Origin of the sequence: Methylobacterium ajmalii (genome assembly GCF_016613415.1) — a bacterium.
In the GTDB taxonomy this organism is placed as follows: Bacteria; Pseudomonadota; Alphaproteobacteria; order Rhizobiales; family Beijerinckiaceae; genus Methylobacterium; species Methylobacterium ajmalii.
Genome location: NZ_JACWCT010000125.1, coordinates 12,610 through 26,058 on the forward strand (window position 1 = coordinate 12,610; position 13,449 = coordinate 26,058).

A 13,449-nucleotide genomic window follows, 5' to 3' on the forward strand; every position below is an offset into this window, starting at 1 on the left:
TTCATGGCGGCCAGACCGCCAGCAGGGCGCGCAGGGCCGCCACGAAGGCGAGCGGCTGGTCGACCATGACGTGGTGGTAGGCCTCCGGCAGGTCGATGCGGGGCGAGCCCGGCGGCAGCAGGCCCTGGACGTAGGCCGCGTCGGCGGGCCGCATCAGGTCGGAGCGGTCGCCGGTGACGAGGGCGAGCGGGCAGCGGGCCTCCCTCACCATCGCGGCCCGGTCCGGCAGGACGAGGCGGGCCCAGAGCGAGGGGTCGAAGCGCCAGCTCCAGCCGCCGGGGACCTCCTTGAGCGATTCCCGCGCGATCAGGTCGGCGATGTAGAGTGCCTCGCAGGGCTGCATCGGCGCGAAGCGGAACCGCGCCAGCGCCGCCTCCAGGGTCGGGTAGATCCGGTGCGGGGCGAAGCGCCCGTCCTCGCGCCGGCGCCCGGTGCGGCGCTCAGGGGAAAAGATCGGCGGGTCGACGATCACCGCGCCGCGCCAGCGGCCGGCCTCGCGCCCCGCCTCGGTCAGCATCGGGAAGCAGCCGAAGGAATGGCCGACCATCACGGGCGGGCCGGCGGCGAACAGGCCCGTCTCCCCGGCCACCGCCTCGATCTCGTCGGCGAAGGTGTCGAGGTCGTAGGCCTCCCGCCAATCCGATCCGCCCATGCCCGACCAGGACAGGGCGGCGACGCGGTACGGCCCGGCGAGGAACGGCGCGATGAAGCGCCACCAGCCGGCATGCGCGCCGTTGCCGTGCAGCAGCATCAGCCCCGGCCGGCCGCGCGGCCCCCACGCGAAGGTCTCGAGGCGGGCGCCCTTCACCGTGACGCGCCCGACCTCCGGCGCGACCGCGACCGCATCCCGGAACCAGTCGGGGGCCGGCGGGGAATCGCCCTCCAGGTGGCCGAGGGGGGCGGAGAGGTTCGGGTCGGGGGGCAGCTCGCTCACGGCCGGGATGATGCGGCGCGGCCGGAGGGCGTGTCAATCGTGATTGGAAGGAGCGGTATGGCGATATCGTAGCCGCCCTGCTGCCGGAGTTCGAAATTCCGGTGTCTCAGGCGCGGATGAACCCGCGCCGCCGCGCCCAGGTGGCGAACAGCCCCGGCCAAGCCGCGGCCGGGGAGCCCGGCACGCCGAGGTTGAAGCCGTGGCCGCCGCGCTCGAACAGGTGCATCTCCACCGGGACCTCGACGGCCCGCAGGGCGGAGAACATCAGCAGCGAATTCTCGACGACGGCGATCGGGTCGTCGGCGGCCTGTGCCAGGAAGGTCGGCGGAGTCTCGGGCGGTACGCGGGTCTCGACCGAATAGGTCTCGGTGGCCACGCGGGTCGGGCTGTCGCCGACGAGGACGCGGCGGCTCGACGTGCGGTCGAAGGGGGGCTTCAGGGTGATGACCGGGTAGATCAGCGCCGCGACGTCGGGCCGGGCCGAGAGCGCGTCGTCCTCGTCCACGGCCGCGTAGAGCGGCGAGGCGAAGCGGGTGCTGGCCGAGCCCATCAGGTGGCCTCCAGCGGAGAATCCCATCACGCCGATCCGGTTCGGCTCGTAGCCGTAGCGGCGGGCCCGGGCGCGGGCCAGCCGCACCGCCCGCATGGCATCCTGGATCGGCGCGTCGGCACCCGCCGCCCAGCCCTCGCCGGGGAGACGATAGACCAGCGCGAAGGCGGTGACGCCGAGGCCGTTGAGCCAGAGCCCGACCGGCACCGCCTCGTGGCCGAGATCGATGCGACGGTAGCCGCCGCCGGCGGCGATCACCATCGCGCTGCCGGTGGGCCTGGCCGGGCGCATCACCAGCAGGCAGGGCTCGGCCACGCCGGTGACGACCCCTTCGCGGCTCTCGTCGAAGCGCGGCCCCTCGGGGTTCGGCCCCCCTCCTCCCGGCGGCTTGCCGGGCCAGAGGCGCAGCACCTCCAGGGTGGAGCCGGGGGCGGTCCGCGGCGGCGCATCGTGCCCGAGGAGCGGATCCCCGGCCGGCGGGACGACCGGTTGCGCCACGGCCTCCGGCGCGACGGCGAGGGCGGCCGCTCCCGTGAGCAACGTCCTGCGATGCAGCACCATGCCGACCGTCCGACACTCTCGAAGACCCGACGACGCGGGAGGGCGCGCCGGCCGGGATGACCCCTCGCCCGACCTGCATAAGCGAAGCGATCGCAGATGCACGGCAGAAAAATGCCGACCGGGGCGGGAAACCCCGGTCGAGCCCGTCAGGAGCGATCCGGCCCGCGCTCGATGAGCGCGACGTAGAAGCCGTCGGTGCCGGTCCGCTCCGGGCTCATCTGGATCCCGTGGGCGGTGCGGCGCACCCGCTCGGCGACGGACGCCGGCAGGTCGAGGGGGCGGAGCGCGAGGTCGTCGCGACGCGCCGCCAGCCCCGCCACCGCCGCGTCGTTCTCCTGCGGCAGGAGCGAGCAGGTGACGTAGACGATCCGCCCGCCCGGCCGCGTCAGGCGCGCCGCCCGGTCGAGCACCGCCTCCTGCTCGGCGACGCGGGTCGCGAGGCTGCCGGGGCGCAGGCGCCACTTGGCGTCCGGGTTGCGCCGCCAGGTGCCGGCGCCGGTGCAAGGCGCGTCGACCAGCACGAGGTCGGCGCTGCCGTCGAGGTCGGCCATCACGTCGGGCCGGCCCGCATCGCGTCGTCCCGGACCGCCGCGCGGCGTGCGCACCTCGGCCCTGGCGCCGGCCCGGCGCAGGCGCTCGTGGATCGGCGCGAGGCGGCGCGGATCGCCGTCGGTGGCGACGAGCCGGCCCTCGTTGCCCATCAGGGCGGCGAGCGCCAGGGTCTTGCCGCCGCCGCCGGCGCAGAGGTCGACCACCGTCATCCCGGGCTTCGCGCCGGAGAGCCGGGCGGCGAGCTGCGAGCCCTCGTCCTGGATCTCGAACCAGCCGTCCAGGAATTCCGGCTCGACGTGGAGCGCCGGGCCGCGGCCGTCCTCGCCCAGCGGCACCCGCAATCCGTCCGGCGCCAGCGGCGTCGGCTCCGGGTTGAGATGGGCCAGCGCCTCCCGGGTGGCGTCGCGGCTCGCCTTCAGGGTGTTGACCCGGATGTCGAGGGGAGCCCGGCGGGCGAGCGACCGCAATTCCGGCAGGAGGTCGTCGCCGAAAGCCGACGCCAGCGACGGCACGATCCATTCCGGCACGTCGCCGGCGACGTGGACGGGGGCGTCGGCGAGCGTCCCGGTCTCGAGCCGGGTCCGCTCCGCCTCGGTCAGCGGGGCGGGGGCGAAGCGCTCGCCGGTGAACAGCTCGGCGATCGTTTGGGCGGCGAGCCCGCGCTGGAGCCGCAGCGAGCCGATCAGCACGGCGCGGGACGAGTCCTCGCCCATGATCCAGGCGGCGGAGGCGCGGCGGCGAAGCGCGTCGTAGACGAGCGTGGCGATGGTGGCGCGGTCGCCGGAGCCGGCGAAGCGGTGGGCGAGGCCCCAATCCTTGAGGGCGTCGGCGACCGGGCGGCGGCGCTCGGCGATGTCGGCCAGGACCTCGATGGCGGCGGAGAGGCGGGCGCCCGGGGTCATCGCGAAACCGCCGATCCCGAAACCGCCACGGTCATGCCGCGGGAACGGCCCGACACGGCCAAGCTTTCGGCCCGGACGGTCCCGACACCTTGGCCGTTCGTTCCCCAAGGCCGGAGTACCGCCCGCATGATCCGTCGTCCCATTCCGTCCGCCCTCGCCGTGAGTCTGGCCGCGTTGATCGCGCTGTCGGCCGGCGCCTGCGCCACCGCCCCGGCGGCGCCGGCCGTCGACCTGACGCCGCCCCCGCCCCGGCCCTACGACGCCAAGACGCAGCTCGAATACGGCAACCCGCCGCCGCGGGCCCCGCGCTACTGAGACCGCCCCCTTAGCCTCCTCGCGCCGCCAAGGCGAGGAGGCGCATCGTCCCCGGCGCCCCGGGGCGGGCCGTCGGGCCGGTTGCCTCTCGCCATCAGGCGAGCAGGATCTTGACGGCGAAGACGAACCACATCGCCAGCAGCACGAGCGCCCCGGCGAGGAAGGCCTGGAAGCGCCGGATCACCACGTTGCTGGTGGCGTAGATGCCCGCGTGCACGATCCGGGTCAGCACGAACAGCCAGGCGAGCCCGACGAACAGCGTGTCGCCCTGCCGCGTCGCCAGCGCGAGCCCGACCACGGCGTAGAACAGCACCGGCATCTCGAACTGGTTGGCGAACGCGTTCGAGACCTGCTGCACCGGCGCCGGCCAGGTCCGCTCGCCGAGCGAGATGTCCTGCACGCGGACCGCCCCCGCCCGCGCCGCGGCGAAACGCACCCGCCCGGTCCAGAACAGCAGGCAGAAGGTCAGGAGGACCTGGACGAAGACGGGGGCGAGAAGGGCCTTGAAGCTCATGGTGGTCGATCCCTGGCTGATCCGATCCGTGACGGGGGCATTCGACGGGACCGGCGGTTCCGGAAAGCCTCGCCGCGCATCCGCCCCAAATCCCCCGGACGGCCCCCTTTCGCAACGGGCGTCGCGGCGCTACATGAGGTCGGCGGGGCTGCGGCTCTCGTCAGGAGACACATTCCCCGGGGCCTTATCGACTCCCTCGGGAGCTGTCACTGCCCTGGTCCGTGGACCGGGGCATAACGGCGCCCACCTACTTCGTAGGTTTCCCGGGATCGATTCTCCAACGGCTCTCGTGGCCCCGCGCTGGACCAGCATGACGACCGACGCTTCCCCCGATCCCTCGAAGCCCGCGTTGCGCAAGGCGGCGCTGGCACGGCGGGACGGGCTGACGGTCGAGGCGCGAGACGCCGCCTCCCGTCGCATCGCCGAGATCGTCCTCTCCCTTCCCGGGATCGCCCGCGCCGAGGTCGTGTCGGCCTACTGGCCGATCCGCAGCGAGGTCGACGTGCGGCCGCTGATCGCGGCCCTGCGCGCCCGCGGCCAGGCCGTGGCGCTGCCGCAGGTGACGGCCGACGGCCTGGTGTTCCGCCTCGCGGCCGAGGGCGACGCGCTGAGCTCCGGCGGCTTCGGCCTGAGCGAGCCGGGGCCGGACGCCCCGGCGGTCGATCCCCGCGCGCTGCTGGTGCCGCTCGCCGCCTTCGACCGGCGCGGCCACCGCATCGGCTACGGCAAGGGCTATTACGACCGGGCGCTCGCCCGCCTCGACGCGCGGGAGCGCGCGCTCGCCATCGGCATCGCCTTCTCGGCCCAGGAGACGCCCGTCGTGCCCGACGGCCCGCACGACCGGGCCCTTGACGGGATCGTGACCGAGACGGGCCTGATCCACCCCACCGGAGACTGACCACCGCCATGCGCCTCCTCTTCCTCGGCGACGTCGTCGGCCGGCCCGGCCGGGTGGCGGTGAGCGAGCGTCTGCCTGCCCTGCGCGAGCGCTGGCGCCTCGACTGTGTGGTGATCAACGGCGAGAACGCCGCCGGCGGCTTCGGCATCACCGAGAGCATCTGCGACGAGCTGATCAATGCCGGGGCCGACGCGGTGACGCTCGGCAACCACTCCTTCGACCAGCGCGAGGCGATGGTGTTCATCGCCCGCCAGCCCCGGCTGGTACGCCCGGCGAACTACCCGCCCGGCACCCCCGGCCGCGGCGCCACGGTGGTCGAGACCCAGAGCGGCGCCCGGGTGCTCGTCGTCAACGTGATGGGACGGATCTTCCTCGATCCCCTCGACGATCCCTTCGCGGCGGCCGAGCGCGAATTGTCGGCCTGCCCGTTGCGAGACGCCGCCGACGCGGTGATCGTCGACGTCCACGCCGAGGCAACGAGCGAGAAGGAGGCCTTCGGCTGGTTCCTCGACGGCCGGGCGAGCCTGGTGGTCGGCACCCACACCCACGTTCCGACCGCCGACCACCGCATCCTGCCGGGCGGCACCGCCTACATGTCCGACGTCGGCATGTGCGGCGACTACGATTCGGTCCTCGGCATGCAGAAGGACGAGCCGGTGCGCCGCTTCCTGCAGAAAACCCCCGGCAGCCGCCTCGAGGCCGCGACCGGCGAGGGCACCTTGTGCGGCATCGCGGTCGAGACCGACGACGCCACCGGCCTCGCCCGCCGGGTGAGCCCGGTGCGCCTCGGGCCGCATCTCGAGGAGACCTGGCCGCGGCACTGGGACTGACGGCAGAGGGACCGGCGGCACCGGGCCCGACCGCACCCGGGACCCGCGAATCCGCGGTGGACTAAGCACTTTCGGACGAGGCGGCCGGGGCAGGACAAGCCCGGCGCCGGCTTGATCGTCCCGGCGGCACCCGGCACAGTGCCGGCACCGTTGCCCCGGGGGATCCTTCAGGGCGGCGGCGACCCGGCATCCCGGGCGCGGCGCCCCTCCGGGCCCCGTCCGCCACAGTGAGTACGGCCCGCGATGGCGGCGAGCGCTGCGTCCCCTCCCCTGACATCGCCGCGGATCTACCTCGTCCGCATGGTGGTGTTCCTTGTCCTGGCCGGGTTCCTGGCCTTCGTGCTGTACCGCCAGATCGTGCCGGCCTTCATGGCCAATCCGGGTCTCAACGGCCTGATCGTCGGCGCGACGCTGATCGCCATCGTGATGGCCTTCGGGCAGGTGCAGCGGCTCTTCCGGGAGGTGCGCTTCGCCAACCGCGTCGCGGAGGGCGCGCCCGATGCCGGAAGCCCCCGGGTGCTCGCGGCGCTCGCCCCGGCGCTCCGCGAGGCGAAGAGCGGCCGGCCCCACCCGCAGGGGCAGTTCCAGCCGCTTCTCGACACCGTGGCCTCGCGCCTCGACGAGGGGCGCGAGATCCTGCGCTACGTCGGCGGGCTCCTGATCCTGCTCGGCCTGCTCGGCACCTTCTGGGGCCTGATCGACACCCTGTCGGCGGTGGGCGGCGTGATCCGCTCGATGCGGGCCGGCGGCGGCGATGCCGCGGTGATGTTCGATGAATTGAAGAGCGGCCTCGCGGTGCCGCTGTCGGGGATCGGTCTCGCCTTCTCGGCCTCGCTGTTCGGCCTCGCCGGCTCCCTGGTGATCGGCTTCCTCGACCTCCAGGCGGGCCAAGCCCATACCCGGTTCTACAACGAGCTGGAGGACTGGCTCGTCACCGCCGCCGGTCCGGCGCCCGCCCCGGTGCCGGTCCCGGTGACCGTGCCGGCGGCGGCCGCCCTCGCCCAGGCCGGGCCGCGCCCGCCCGAGCCCGCGCCGCGCGAGCCGCGGAGCGAGGCCGCCCTGAAGGAGGTCGCCGACGCGATGACGCGCCTCGGCACGCTGGTCGGCGACGGCACCACCCACAGCCGGGCGAGCACGCAGGCGATGGCGAACCTCGCGGAGGGCATCCAGGGCCTCGTCCAGCACATGCGGGCCGAGCAGCAGATGATCCGCGACTGGGTCGAGGCGCAGGCCAACCGCGAGCGCGAGCTGAAGCAGGTGCTCGACCGCCTCGCCCGGGAGAAGGTCGAGTGAGCGCCGGAGACCCCGCCTGATGGCCGGCCGCCTCGTCCGGCGCGACCGCGCGCTCAACGTCTGGCCCGGCTACGTCGACGCCCTGACGACGCTGCTGCTGTCCGTCGTCTTCCTGCTCACCATCTTCGTTACCGGCCAGTTCTTCCTGTCGCAGGAGCTATCGGGCCGCGACACGGTGCTGGAGCGGCTGAACCGCCAGATCTCGGAGCTCACCGACCTCCTGGCGCTGGAGCGCTCGGGCAAGCGGGCGCTGGAGGAGAGCGCCGCCTCCCTGCGGGCGAACCTGTCCGGGTCGGAAGCCGAACGGGCGCGCCTGCAAGGCCTGCTCGCCAGCGGCCAGGGCGCCGAGGGCAAGGCGGCCGAGCTCGGCCGCCAGCTCGACGCCGAGAAGGGCACCAGCGCCCGGGCGCTGAGCCAGGTCGACCTCCTCAACCAGCAGATCTCGGCGATGCGCCAGCAGCTCGCCGCGCTCGAGGACGCGCTCGCGGCCTCCGAGACCCGCGACCGCGAGAGCCAGGCCCGCATCGCCGATCTCGGCAGCCGCCTCAACGTGGCGCTCGCCCAGCGGGTGCAGGAGCTGGCGCGCTACCGCTCCGACTTTTTCGGGCGCCTGCGCCAGATCCTCGGCAACCGGCCCGACATCCGCATCGTCGGCGACCGCTTCGTGCTGCAATCCGAGGTGCTGTTTTCCGCCGGACAGGCGGTGCTGAAACCCGAGGCCGGCCCGGAGATCGACCGGATCGCCAGCGCGATCCTGGAGCTCAACCGCCAGATCCCGGCCGACATCCCCTGGGTGCTGCGGGTCGACGGCCATACCGACGCGCGGCCGATCGCGTCCTCGCAGTTCCCCTCGAACTGGGCGCTGTCGGCGGCCCGCGCCATCGCGGTGGTGCAGTACCTCGTGGGCAAGGGCATCCCGCCCCAGCGCCTGCTCGCCGGGGCCTTCGGCGAGTTCCAGCCCCTCGAGGCCGGGACGAGCGAGGAGGCCTACGCGCGCAACCGGCGGATCGAGATGAAGCTGACGGAGCGGTGACGGGCGTCCCCGCCGGTCGCCCGGGAGTGGCTTCCGTCCCGAGGACGCAGGAGAAGGAAAGCCTGCAGAACGGGGCGGGTGCTTTCTCAGATCCCGCTTGGCTCCGATTGAATTTCCTGCTCCGCGCTCAGCCTCATCCCGAATTGTCGGTCAATTGGAGATCGACCGACCCGGAAGGATATTCGAGAAATCGAAACGATCCCTGGAACCGTCTTTCGAGGCTGTGCGATCGCCGATCGACCGACACCTCGGGATGAGGTCGTGAATCGGGGAGAAACCCCTCTCACGACATCGATCCTATCACTCAACCAAGCCCCTACACCTCCACGACCTGCCGCTCACCCGCCGGGTCCATCCCGGCCCCGAACTGCAGCGACGCCAGCTGCGCGTAGAGCCCGCCGCGGGCGAGCAGGGCGTCATGGGTGCCCTGCTCGGCGATGCGGCCGTCCTCCATGACCAGGATGCGGTCGGCCGCCCGGATGGTGGCGAGGCGGTGGGCGATGACCAGGGTGGTGCGGTCCTTCATCAGCACGTCGAGCGCGGCCTGCACCGCCCGCTCGCTCTCGGCGTCGAGCGCCGAGGTCGCCTCGTCGAGGAGCAGGATCGGGGCGTCCTTCAGGATCGCCCGTGCGATCGCGATGCGCTGGCGCTGGCCGCCCGAGAGGGTGACGCCGCGCTCGCCGACCAGCGTCGCGTAGCCCTCCGGCAGGGCCCGGATGAAGCCGTCGGCATGGGCCTGCGCCGCGGCCCTCTCGACCTCGGCCTCGCTCGCCTCGGGCCGGCCGTACCGGATGTTGTCGAGGATGCTGCCGCTGAACACCGTCGGGTCCTGCGACACCAGGGCCATGCGGGCGCGCAGGGCCTCGGGCTCGACCGCGTCGACCGGCACGCCGTCCACCCGCACGGTGCCGGATTCCGGGTCGTAGAAGCGCAGCAGCAGCTGCAGCACCGTGCTCTTGCCGGCGCCCGAGGGGCCGACGAGGGCGACGCGCTCGCCCGGCGCCACGATGAAGCTGAGGTCGTGCAGGGCCGGCATCTCGGGCCGGGTCGGGTAGTGGAAGCGCACCCGCTCGAAAGCGATCTCGCCGCGCGGCGGGGTCGGCAGGGCGCGGGGCCGGTCGGGGGCGCCGATCGCCGGCACGGTGTCGAGGATCTCGGCGAGGCGCTCGGCGGCCCCGGCCGCGAGGGTCAGTTCGCCGTAGACCTCGGAGAGCTGGCCGAGCGCGCTGGCGCCGAACACCGCGTAGAGCACGAACTGCGACAGCTGGCCGGCCGAGAGCGTGCCGGCCGCCACCCCTTGCGCGCCGTACCACAGCACCCCGACGACGCTGGCCGAGATCAGGAAGATCGCCACGCCCGTGAGCAAGGCCCGCGCCCGCGCGGAGGCGCGGGAGGCCAGGAACGCATCCTCGGAGGCGGCGGCGAAGCGCTTGGCGGTGGCGCCGGCCATGCCGAAGGCCTGCATGGTGCGCACCGCGCCCACCGCCTCGGTGGCGAAGGCCGAGGCGTCGGCGAGCCGGTCCTGCGCGGCCCGCGAGCGGCGGCGCACCCCGCGGCCGGAGAGGATCAGCGGGAAGACGATCAGCGGGATCGCGGCGAGGACCAGCACCGAGAGCCGCGGGCTCGTCCACACCATCATGCCGATGGCGCCGGTGAACAGAAAAAGGTTGCGCAGCAGGATCGAGAGCGAGACGCCGAAGACCGACTTCACCTGCGCGGCATCCGCGGTGAGGCGCGAGACCAGCTCGCCGCTGCGCGCCCGGTCGAAGAAGGCGGGATCGAGGGTGGTCAGCCGCGCGAACACCGCGGCGCGGAGGTCCGCCACCACCCGCTCGCCGAGCGTCACGACGCAATAGTAGCGCGCCGCGCTCGCCACCGCGAGCACCGCCACCACGCCGATCAGCCCGCCGAAATAGGCGTCGATCATCCCGACCTCGCCGTGCGAGAAGCCGAGATCCACCACCCGCCGCACCGCGATCGGCACCACCAGGGTCGCCCCCGAGGCGGCGACGAGCGCGACGACCGCCGAGGCGATTCGGCCCTTGTAGCGCGCCGCGAACGGGAAGAGGGGCTTGAGAGCCCCCAGGGCAGCGCGGGGACGGGCGGTCTCGGGTCGGGCCTGGGATCTTGCCGGGGATCGTGCCATGTGGCGTGCCATGTGCGGGTGTCGTGCTGTCCGGGTGCCGGCGCTTGTTTGGCGCACGGAGGTGAGGTATAGGCCGCCGCTCATCCGATTACGCGCGATCAATGGCCGCGGCCCGAAGCGGAGCGTTCGGCGCGGGTCGCACTCTTTAGGAATTCGTCATGGCAAAGCAAGCAGCCCCCGCCGCCAAGCAGGCGATCCCCGCCGGCAAGTCGGTCGCGACCCCCAAGGTGGCCCGCACGGCGACCGAGCACCCGGACTACCACTTCATCAAGGTGGTGCTGACCGACGGCAGCTCGTTCATGACCCGCTCCACCTACGGCAAGGAGGGCGACACCCTCAACCTCGACATCGATCCGAGCACGCACCCGGCCTGGACCGGCGGCGAGCAGAAGCTCATGGATCGCGGCGGCCGCCTCTCGCGCTTCAACTCGCGCTTCGCCGGCATCTCGTTCGGCAAGAAGTAAGCCTCACGGCCGCTGCTTCGCGCGAAAAAAGCCCCGGCCTCGCGGCCGGGGCTTTTTTCGTGCCCGCGTGCTCGCCACCGGCGTCGCCGGATGCGGGTGACCGCCCCCTCCCCGGTCGAGCGCGAATCGCATCGCCGGCCTGCCCCGGAGGACAGGCCGGCGATGCGATTCGCCCGGGAGGCGCCGTCAGCCGAAGGCGACGCGCAGCATGTCGTGCTGGGCGAAGACCGGGCTCACCCGCGGCTCGGGGGTCGGGCGATCGTCGGAGATCAGCCGGTCGAGGTGCAGGATGCGGGCGTGCAGCCGCTTCGACTGGCCGATCAGGGCCTGGAGCGACAGCGGCAGCTCGGCGACGAGGACCGGGGCGGCCTCGTTCGTCTCGGCGGTGGTCAGGCGGACCCGGGTCTTCTCCTCGGCCGCCTCGCTCAGGCTCAGCTCGCCCTCGGACACCGCGCGCTGGACCAGCAGCCAGGAGGCGATCTGCATCAGCCGCGTGGTGAGCCGCATGCTCTCGCTGGCATAGGTCAGGGCGGCGTGGCGGGCGAGGAGGCGCGACTCGTCGCGGCCGGGTCCGTCGAGATAGGCCGCGGTCTCCTCCACGAGGGTCATGCCCTCGCGAAACAGCAGCTTGAAGCCCTCGGAGGCCACGAAGGTCTCGCCGAAGCGCACGGTGGGCTGCTCGTCCCGAAACATCACGTCCATCACGCCCATGATCCCTCCTGTGCCACCGCGACGCCGGTCCCGTATCGGTACGGGACATTCACGGTGCGCTCGGGCTGACTGGCGCAACGATAGCGCCATCGGGCGAGCGGCGCGCCGTCAACGAAAAGTTAACCTTAACGCCAACGCGGCCGGGGGACGGACGATCCCGGAGCTGTGGAGAAATCGCAGCGGAAAAAAAGAAAGCCGCCCCGGTGGGGCGGCGAAAGAGTCGTACAGGGAGGCATCAAACAGAGTGGACGGAAAAACCACTCGACATCCAGAAAGCTGGACCGCGTTGGTTATCGCCCGGAAGGCTTAAAAAAAGGTTAACGCCGCCGGTCGCCCGCCGGGGAAGCGGCGAGGCGGCAAGGGGATGGCGGGGCGAGGACGAGGGATTTAACCGGACGACCCGACGAATTCGCAGTCGAGCCCCTCCCCCTGCGAGGCGGGGCGGCCTGCGTCTCTCTCTCAATGGTCCAGCCTGCGTCCGCGGCGGCATCGCCGGGACGAAAGCCCCGTCGGATCGAGATGGAGCGTGCCCCGCGCTTGATGCGTGCCTCGGCCGCGCACCGCCGAACGCGACCGGTGCGGCTTCTCCGATCCCGCCCCGCCGTCCCGAACCGGAACGAGAGCGCCCGGATCCGTCCCGTTCCGGGACCGGGAAAAACCTCAGAACTTGAACGCCGCCCGGGCCGCTTCCTGCGACGCCTGCTTGCGGCGGCGATCGTCCTCGAGCCGGGCGATCTCCCGGCGCAGGGCCTCGATGCGCTCGTCGAGTTCGGAGACCGACAGGGCCGAGAGGTCCTGGCCGATCTCGTGCACGCTCCGCGGACGTACTCCGCGCTCGGCCTCGTCGAACATCGGCGTCTCCCTTCGAAAAACTATGCTCCGGCGGTCGCCGCCGGATGCCCGGGCGGATCCTTAACGCGATTGACTCGCAGGGGCCATTCCGCCATACACCGGCCCGACGTGACCGCGCCCCATTCGGGCGCGGTTCGCTTTCGTCGAGACATTCTGGACCACGAGGGCCTCGGCAGCGCCACGAGCGCGGCCGGCCCCGGCCTTCGGAGACATGCCGTGAAGAGAACCTATCAACCGTCCAAGCTCGTGCGCAAGCGCCGCCACGGCTTCCGTGCCCGCATGGCCACCGTCGGCGGCCGCAAGGTCATCGCCGCCCGCCGCGCCCGCGGCCGCAAGCGCCTGTCGGCGTAAGGGCAGCCCGCGGTGCCCGAGCGCGCCGCGATGACTGGCGGCGAACCGCCGGTCGGCCGGATCACCCGGCGCCCGGACTATCTGGCGGCGGCCAAGGGCCGCCGTTTCCATACCGAGCGCCTGACGGCGCAGGGCCGCCTGCGGGACGATGGACCGCCGGGCGGCCTGCGCGTGGGCTTCACCGTGACGAAGCGCGAGGGCCACGCCACCGAGCGCAACCGCATCCGCCGCCGCCTCAAGGTCGCGGCGCAGATCGCGGCGACGCAGGCCGGCCCGGCGCAGCGGGACAAGCCCGTCGACGTCGTGCTGATCGGCCGGCGCGATGCTCTCTCGGCGTCCTTCGCGCAGCTGGTCGACGACGTCCGCCAAGCCCTCGGCGTGGTGACGAAACCGAAGGTGCCGCGGGATCCCTCGAAGGATCACGGTCGTCCCGCGCGGAGCGGGGGGCGGGGTCGCGGCGGGGCGCGGAGCCCGGGCGGGGCCGGCGCCGCGCCGCAGGGCGCGCCCCCGAAACGGAATTCATGAGGCGGTGCCGGCAAGCCG

General features: G+C 73.0%; 15 protein-coding genes and 1 other RNA gene. 9 read left to right on the forward strand and 7 right to left on the reverse strand.

The annotated features are described in order from the left end of the window. Position 1 precedes the first annotated feature (1 nt). The 3 genes from HPY23_RS23375 to HPY23_RS23385 form a co-directional block, all read right to left on the reverse strand. Positions 2–934, reverse strand: a complete 933-nt coding sequence (locus HPY23_RS23375; RefSeq protein WP_091883375.1) for an alpha/beta fold hydrolase — start codon at positions 932–934, stop codon at positions 2–4. Positions 935–1,040: 106 nt separating this feature from the next. Further along, complete coding sequence (locus tag HPY23_RS23380; RefSeq protein WP_091883378.1) at positions 1,041–2,045, reverse strand: alpha/beta hydrolase; 1,005 nt, start codon at positions 2,043–2,045, stop codon at positions 1,041–1,043. A 146-nt stretch (positions 2,046–2,191) separates the two neighbouring features. Continuing rightward, complete coding sequence (locus HPY23_RS23385; RefSeq protein ID WP_091883380.1) at positions 2,192–3,499, reverse strand: RsmB/NOP family class I SAM-dependent RNA methyltransferase; 1,308 nt, start codon at positions 3,497–3,499, stop codon at positions 2,192–2,194. Between the two features lie 126 nt (positions 3,500–3,625). On the opposite strand from HPY23_RS23385, the gene HPY23_RS23390 reads away from it, so the two are divergent. Then, positions 3,626–3,814, forward strand: a complete 189-nt coding sequence (locus HPY23_RS23390; protein ID WP_048428920.1) for a hypothetical protein — start codon at positions 3,626–3,628, stop codon at positions 3,812–3,814. 94 nt (positions 3,815–3,908) lie between these two features. Here HPY23_RS23390 and HPY23_RS23395 read toward each other — a convergent pair whose 3' ends face one another. Then, positions 3,909–4,328 (reverse strand): MAPEG family protein, encoded by a 420-nt coding sequence (locus tag HPY23_RS23395; protein WP_091883383.1) that lies wholly within the window; start codon positions 4,326–4,328, stop codon positions 3,909–3,911. A 142-nt stretch (positions 4,329–4,470) separates the two neighbouring features. Here HPY23_RS23395 and ssrS point away from each other — a divergent pair. From ssrS to HPY23_RS23420, 5 genes are all read left to right on the forward strand, one after another. Then, a non-coding RNA gene (ssrS, locus tag HPY23_RS23400) (6S RNA) lies at positions 4,471–4,628 on the forward strand. Positions 4,629–4,638: 10 nt separating this feature from the next. After that, entirely contained in the window at positions 4,639–5,226 is a 588-nt protein-coding gene (locus tag HPY23_RS23405) for a 5-formyltetrahydrofolate cyclo-ligase (RefSeq protein WP_091883687.1), read from the forward strand. Between the two features lie 8 nt (positions 5,227–5,234). Then, positions 5,235–6,056 (forward strand): TIGR00282 family metallophosphoesterase, encoded by an 822-nt coding sequence (locus HPY23_RS23410; protein WP_060846642.1) that lies wholly within the window; start codon positions 5,235–5,237, stop codon positions 6,054–6,056. A gap of 243 nt (positions 6,057–6,299) precedes the next feature. After that, the gene (locus HPY23_RS23415; RefSeq protein WP_091883386.1) at positions 6,300–7,349 is read left to right on the forward strand and encodes a MotA/TolQ/ExbB proton channel family protein; all 1,050 of its coding nucleotides are present in this window, start codon (positions 6,300–6,302) and stop codon (positions 7,347–7,349) included. A gap of 19 nt (positions 7,350–7,368) precedes the next feature. After that, entirely contained in the window at positions 7,369–8,382 is a 1,014-nt protein-coding gene (locus tag HPY23_RS23420; protein WP_060846644.1) for a peptidoglycan -binding protein, read from the forward strand. Between the two features lie 316 nt (positions 8,383–8,698). On the opposite strand, the gene HPY23_RS23425 is transcribed toward HPY23_RS23420, so the two are convergent. Further along, a complete protein-coding gene (locus HPY23_RS23425) occupies positions 8,699–10,540 on the reverse strand; it encodes an ABC transporter transmembrane domain-containing protein (RefSeq protein WP_175539882.1) in 1,842 nt (613 codons plus the stop codon). A gap of 215 nt (positions 10,541–10,755) precedes the next feature. Here HPY23_RS23425 and rpmE point away from each other — a divergent pair, with 215 nt between their 5' ends. Further along, on the forward strand, positions 10,756–10,992 hold the full coding sequence (rpmE, locus tag HPY23_RS33260; protein WP_048464135.1) for a 50S ribosomal protein L31: 237 nt from the start codon (positions 10,756–10,758) through the stop codon (positions 10,990–10,992). 186 nt (positions 10,993–11,178) lie between these two features. On the opposite strand, the gene rcdA is transcribed toward rpmE, so the two are convergent. Then, positions 11,179–11,703, reverse strand: coding sequence for a protease adaptor protein RcdA (gene rcdA, locus HPY23_RS23435; protein WP_060846645.1), 525 nt, complete (start codon positions 11,701–11,703; stop codon positions 11,179–11,181). A 660-nt stretch (positions 11,704–12,363) separates the two neighbouring features. Continuing rightward, the gene (locus HPY23_RS23440; RefSeq protein WP_091883388.1) at positions 12,364–12,555 is read right to left on the reverse strand and encodes a DUF1192 domain-containing protein; all 192 of its coding nucleotides are present in this window, start codon (positions 12,553–12,555) and stop codon (positions 12,364–12,366) included. A 216-nt stretch (positions 12,556–12,771) separates the two neighbouring features. Between HPY23_RS23440 and rpmH the strand changes: the two genes are divergently transcribed. Both rpmH and HPY23_RS23450 read left to right on the forward strand, forming a co-directional pair. Then, positions 12,772–12,906, forward strand: coding sequence for a 50S ribosomal protein L34 (gene rpmH / locus HPY23_RS23445; RefSeq protein ID WP_010300405.1), 135 nt, complete (start codon positions 12,772–12,774; stop codon positions 12,904–12,906). A 30-nt stretch (positions 12,907–12,936) separates the two neighbouring features. Next, positions 12,937–13,431, forward strand: coding sequence for a ribonuclease P protein component (locus HPY23_RS23450; protein ID WP_091883391.1), 495 nt, complete (start codon positions 12,937–12,939; stop codon positions 13,429–13,431). The last annotated feature ends 18 nt before the right edge of the window (positions 13,432–13,449 follow it).

Bases quoted from the DNA above. Each gene is read 5' to 3' on its own strand.
- HPY23_RS23380 (WP_091883378.1), bottom strand. From the start codon at position 2,045: ATGGTGCTGCATCGCAGGACGTTGCTCACGGGAGCGGCCGCCCTCGCC.
- HPY23_RS23405 (WP_091883687.1), top strand. From the start codon at position 4,639: ATGACGACCGACGCTTCCCCCGATCCCTCGAAGCCCGCGTTGCGCAAG.
- HPY23_RS23425 (WP_175539882.1), bottom strand. From the start codon at position 10,540: ATGGCACGCCACATGGCACGATCCCCGGCAAGATCCCAGGCCCGACCC.
- HPY23_RS23385 (WP_091883380.1), bottom strand. From the start codon at position 3,499: ATGACCCCGGGCGCCCGCCTCTCCGCCGCCATCGAGGTCCTGGCCGAC.
- HPY23_RS23415 (WP_091883386.1), top strand. From the start codon at position 6,300: ATGGCGGCGAGCGCTGCGTCCCCTCCCCTGACATCGCCGCGGATCTAC.
- HPY23_RS23395 (WP_091883383.1), bottom strand. From the start codon at position 4,328: ATGAGCTTCAAGGCCCTTCTCGCCCCCGTCTTCGTCCAGGTCCTCCTG.
- HPY23_RS23450 (WP_091883391.1), top strand. From the start codon at position 12,937: ATGACTGGCGGCGAACCGCCGGTCGGCCGGATCACCCGGCGCCCGGAC.
- rcdA (WP_060846645.1), bottom strand. From the start codon at position 11,703: ATGGGCGTGATGGACGTGATGTTTCGGGACGAGCAGCCCACCGTGCGC.
- HPY23_RS23390 (WP_048428920.1), top strand. From the start codon at position 3,626: ATGATCCGTCGTCCCATTCCGTCCGCCCTCGCCGTGAGTCTGGCCGCG.
- HPY23_RS23440 (WP_091883388.1), bottom strand. From the start codon at position 12,555: ATGTTCGACGAGGCCGAGCGCGGAGTACGTCCGCGGAGCGTGCACGAG.
- HPY23_RS23420 (WP_060846644.1), top strand. From the start codon at position 7,369: ATGGCCGGCCGCCTCGTCCGGCGCGACCGCGCGCTCAACGTCTGGCCC.
- HPY23_RS23410 (WP_060846642.1), top strand. From the start codon at position 5,235: ATGCGCCTCCTCTTCCTCGGCGACGTCGTCGGCCGGCCCGGCCGGGTG.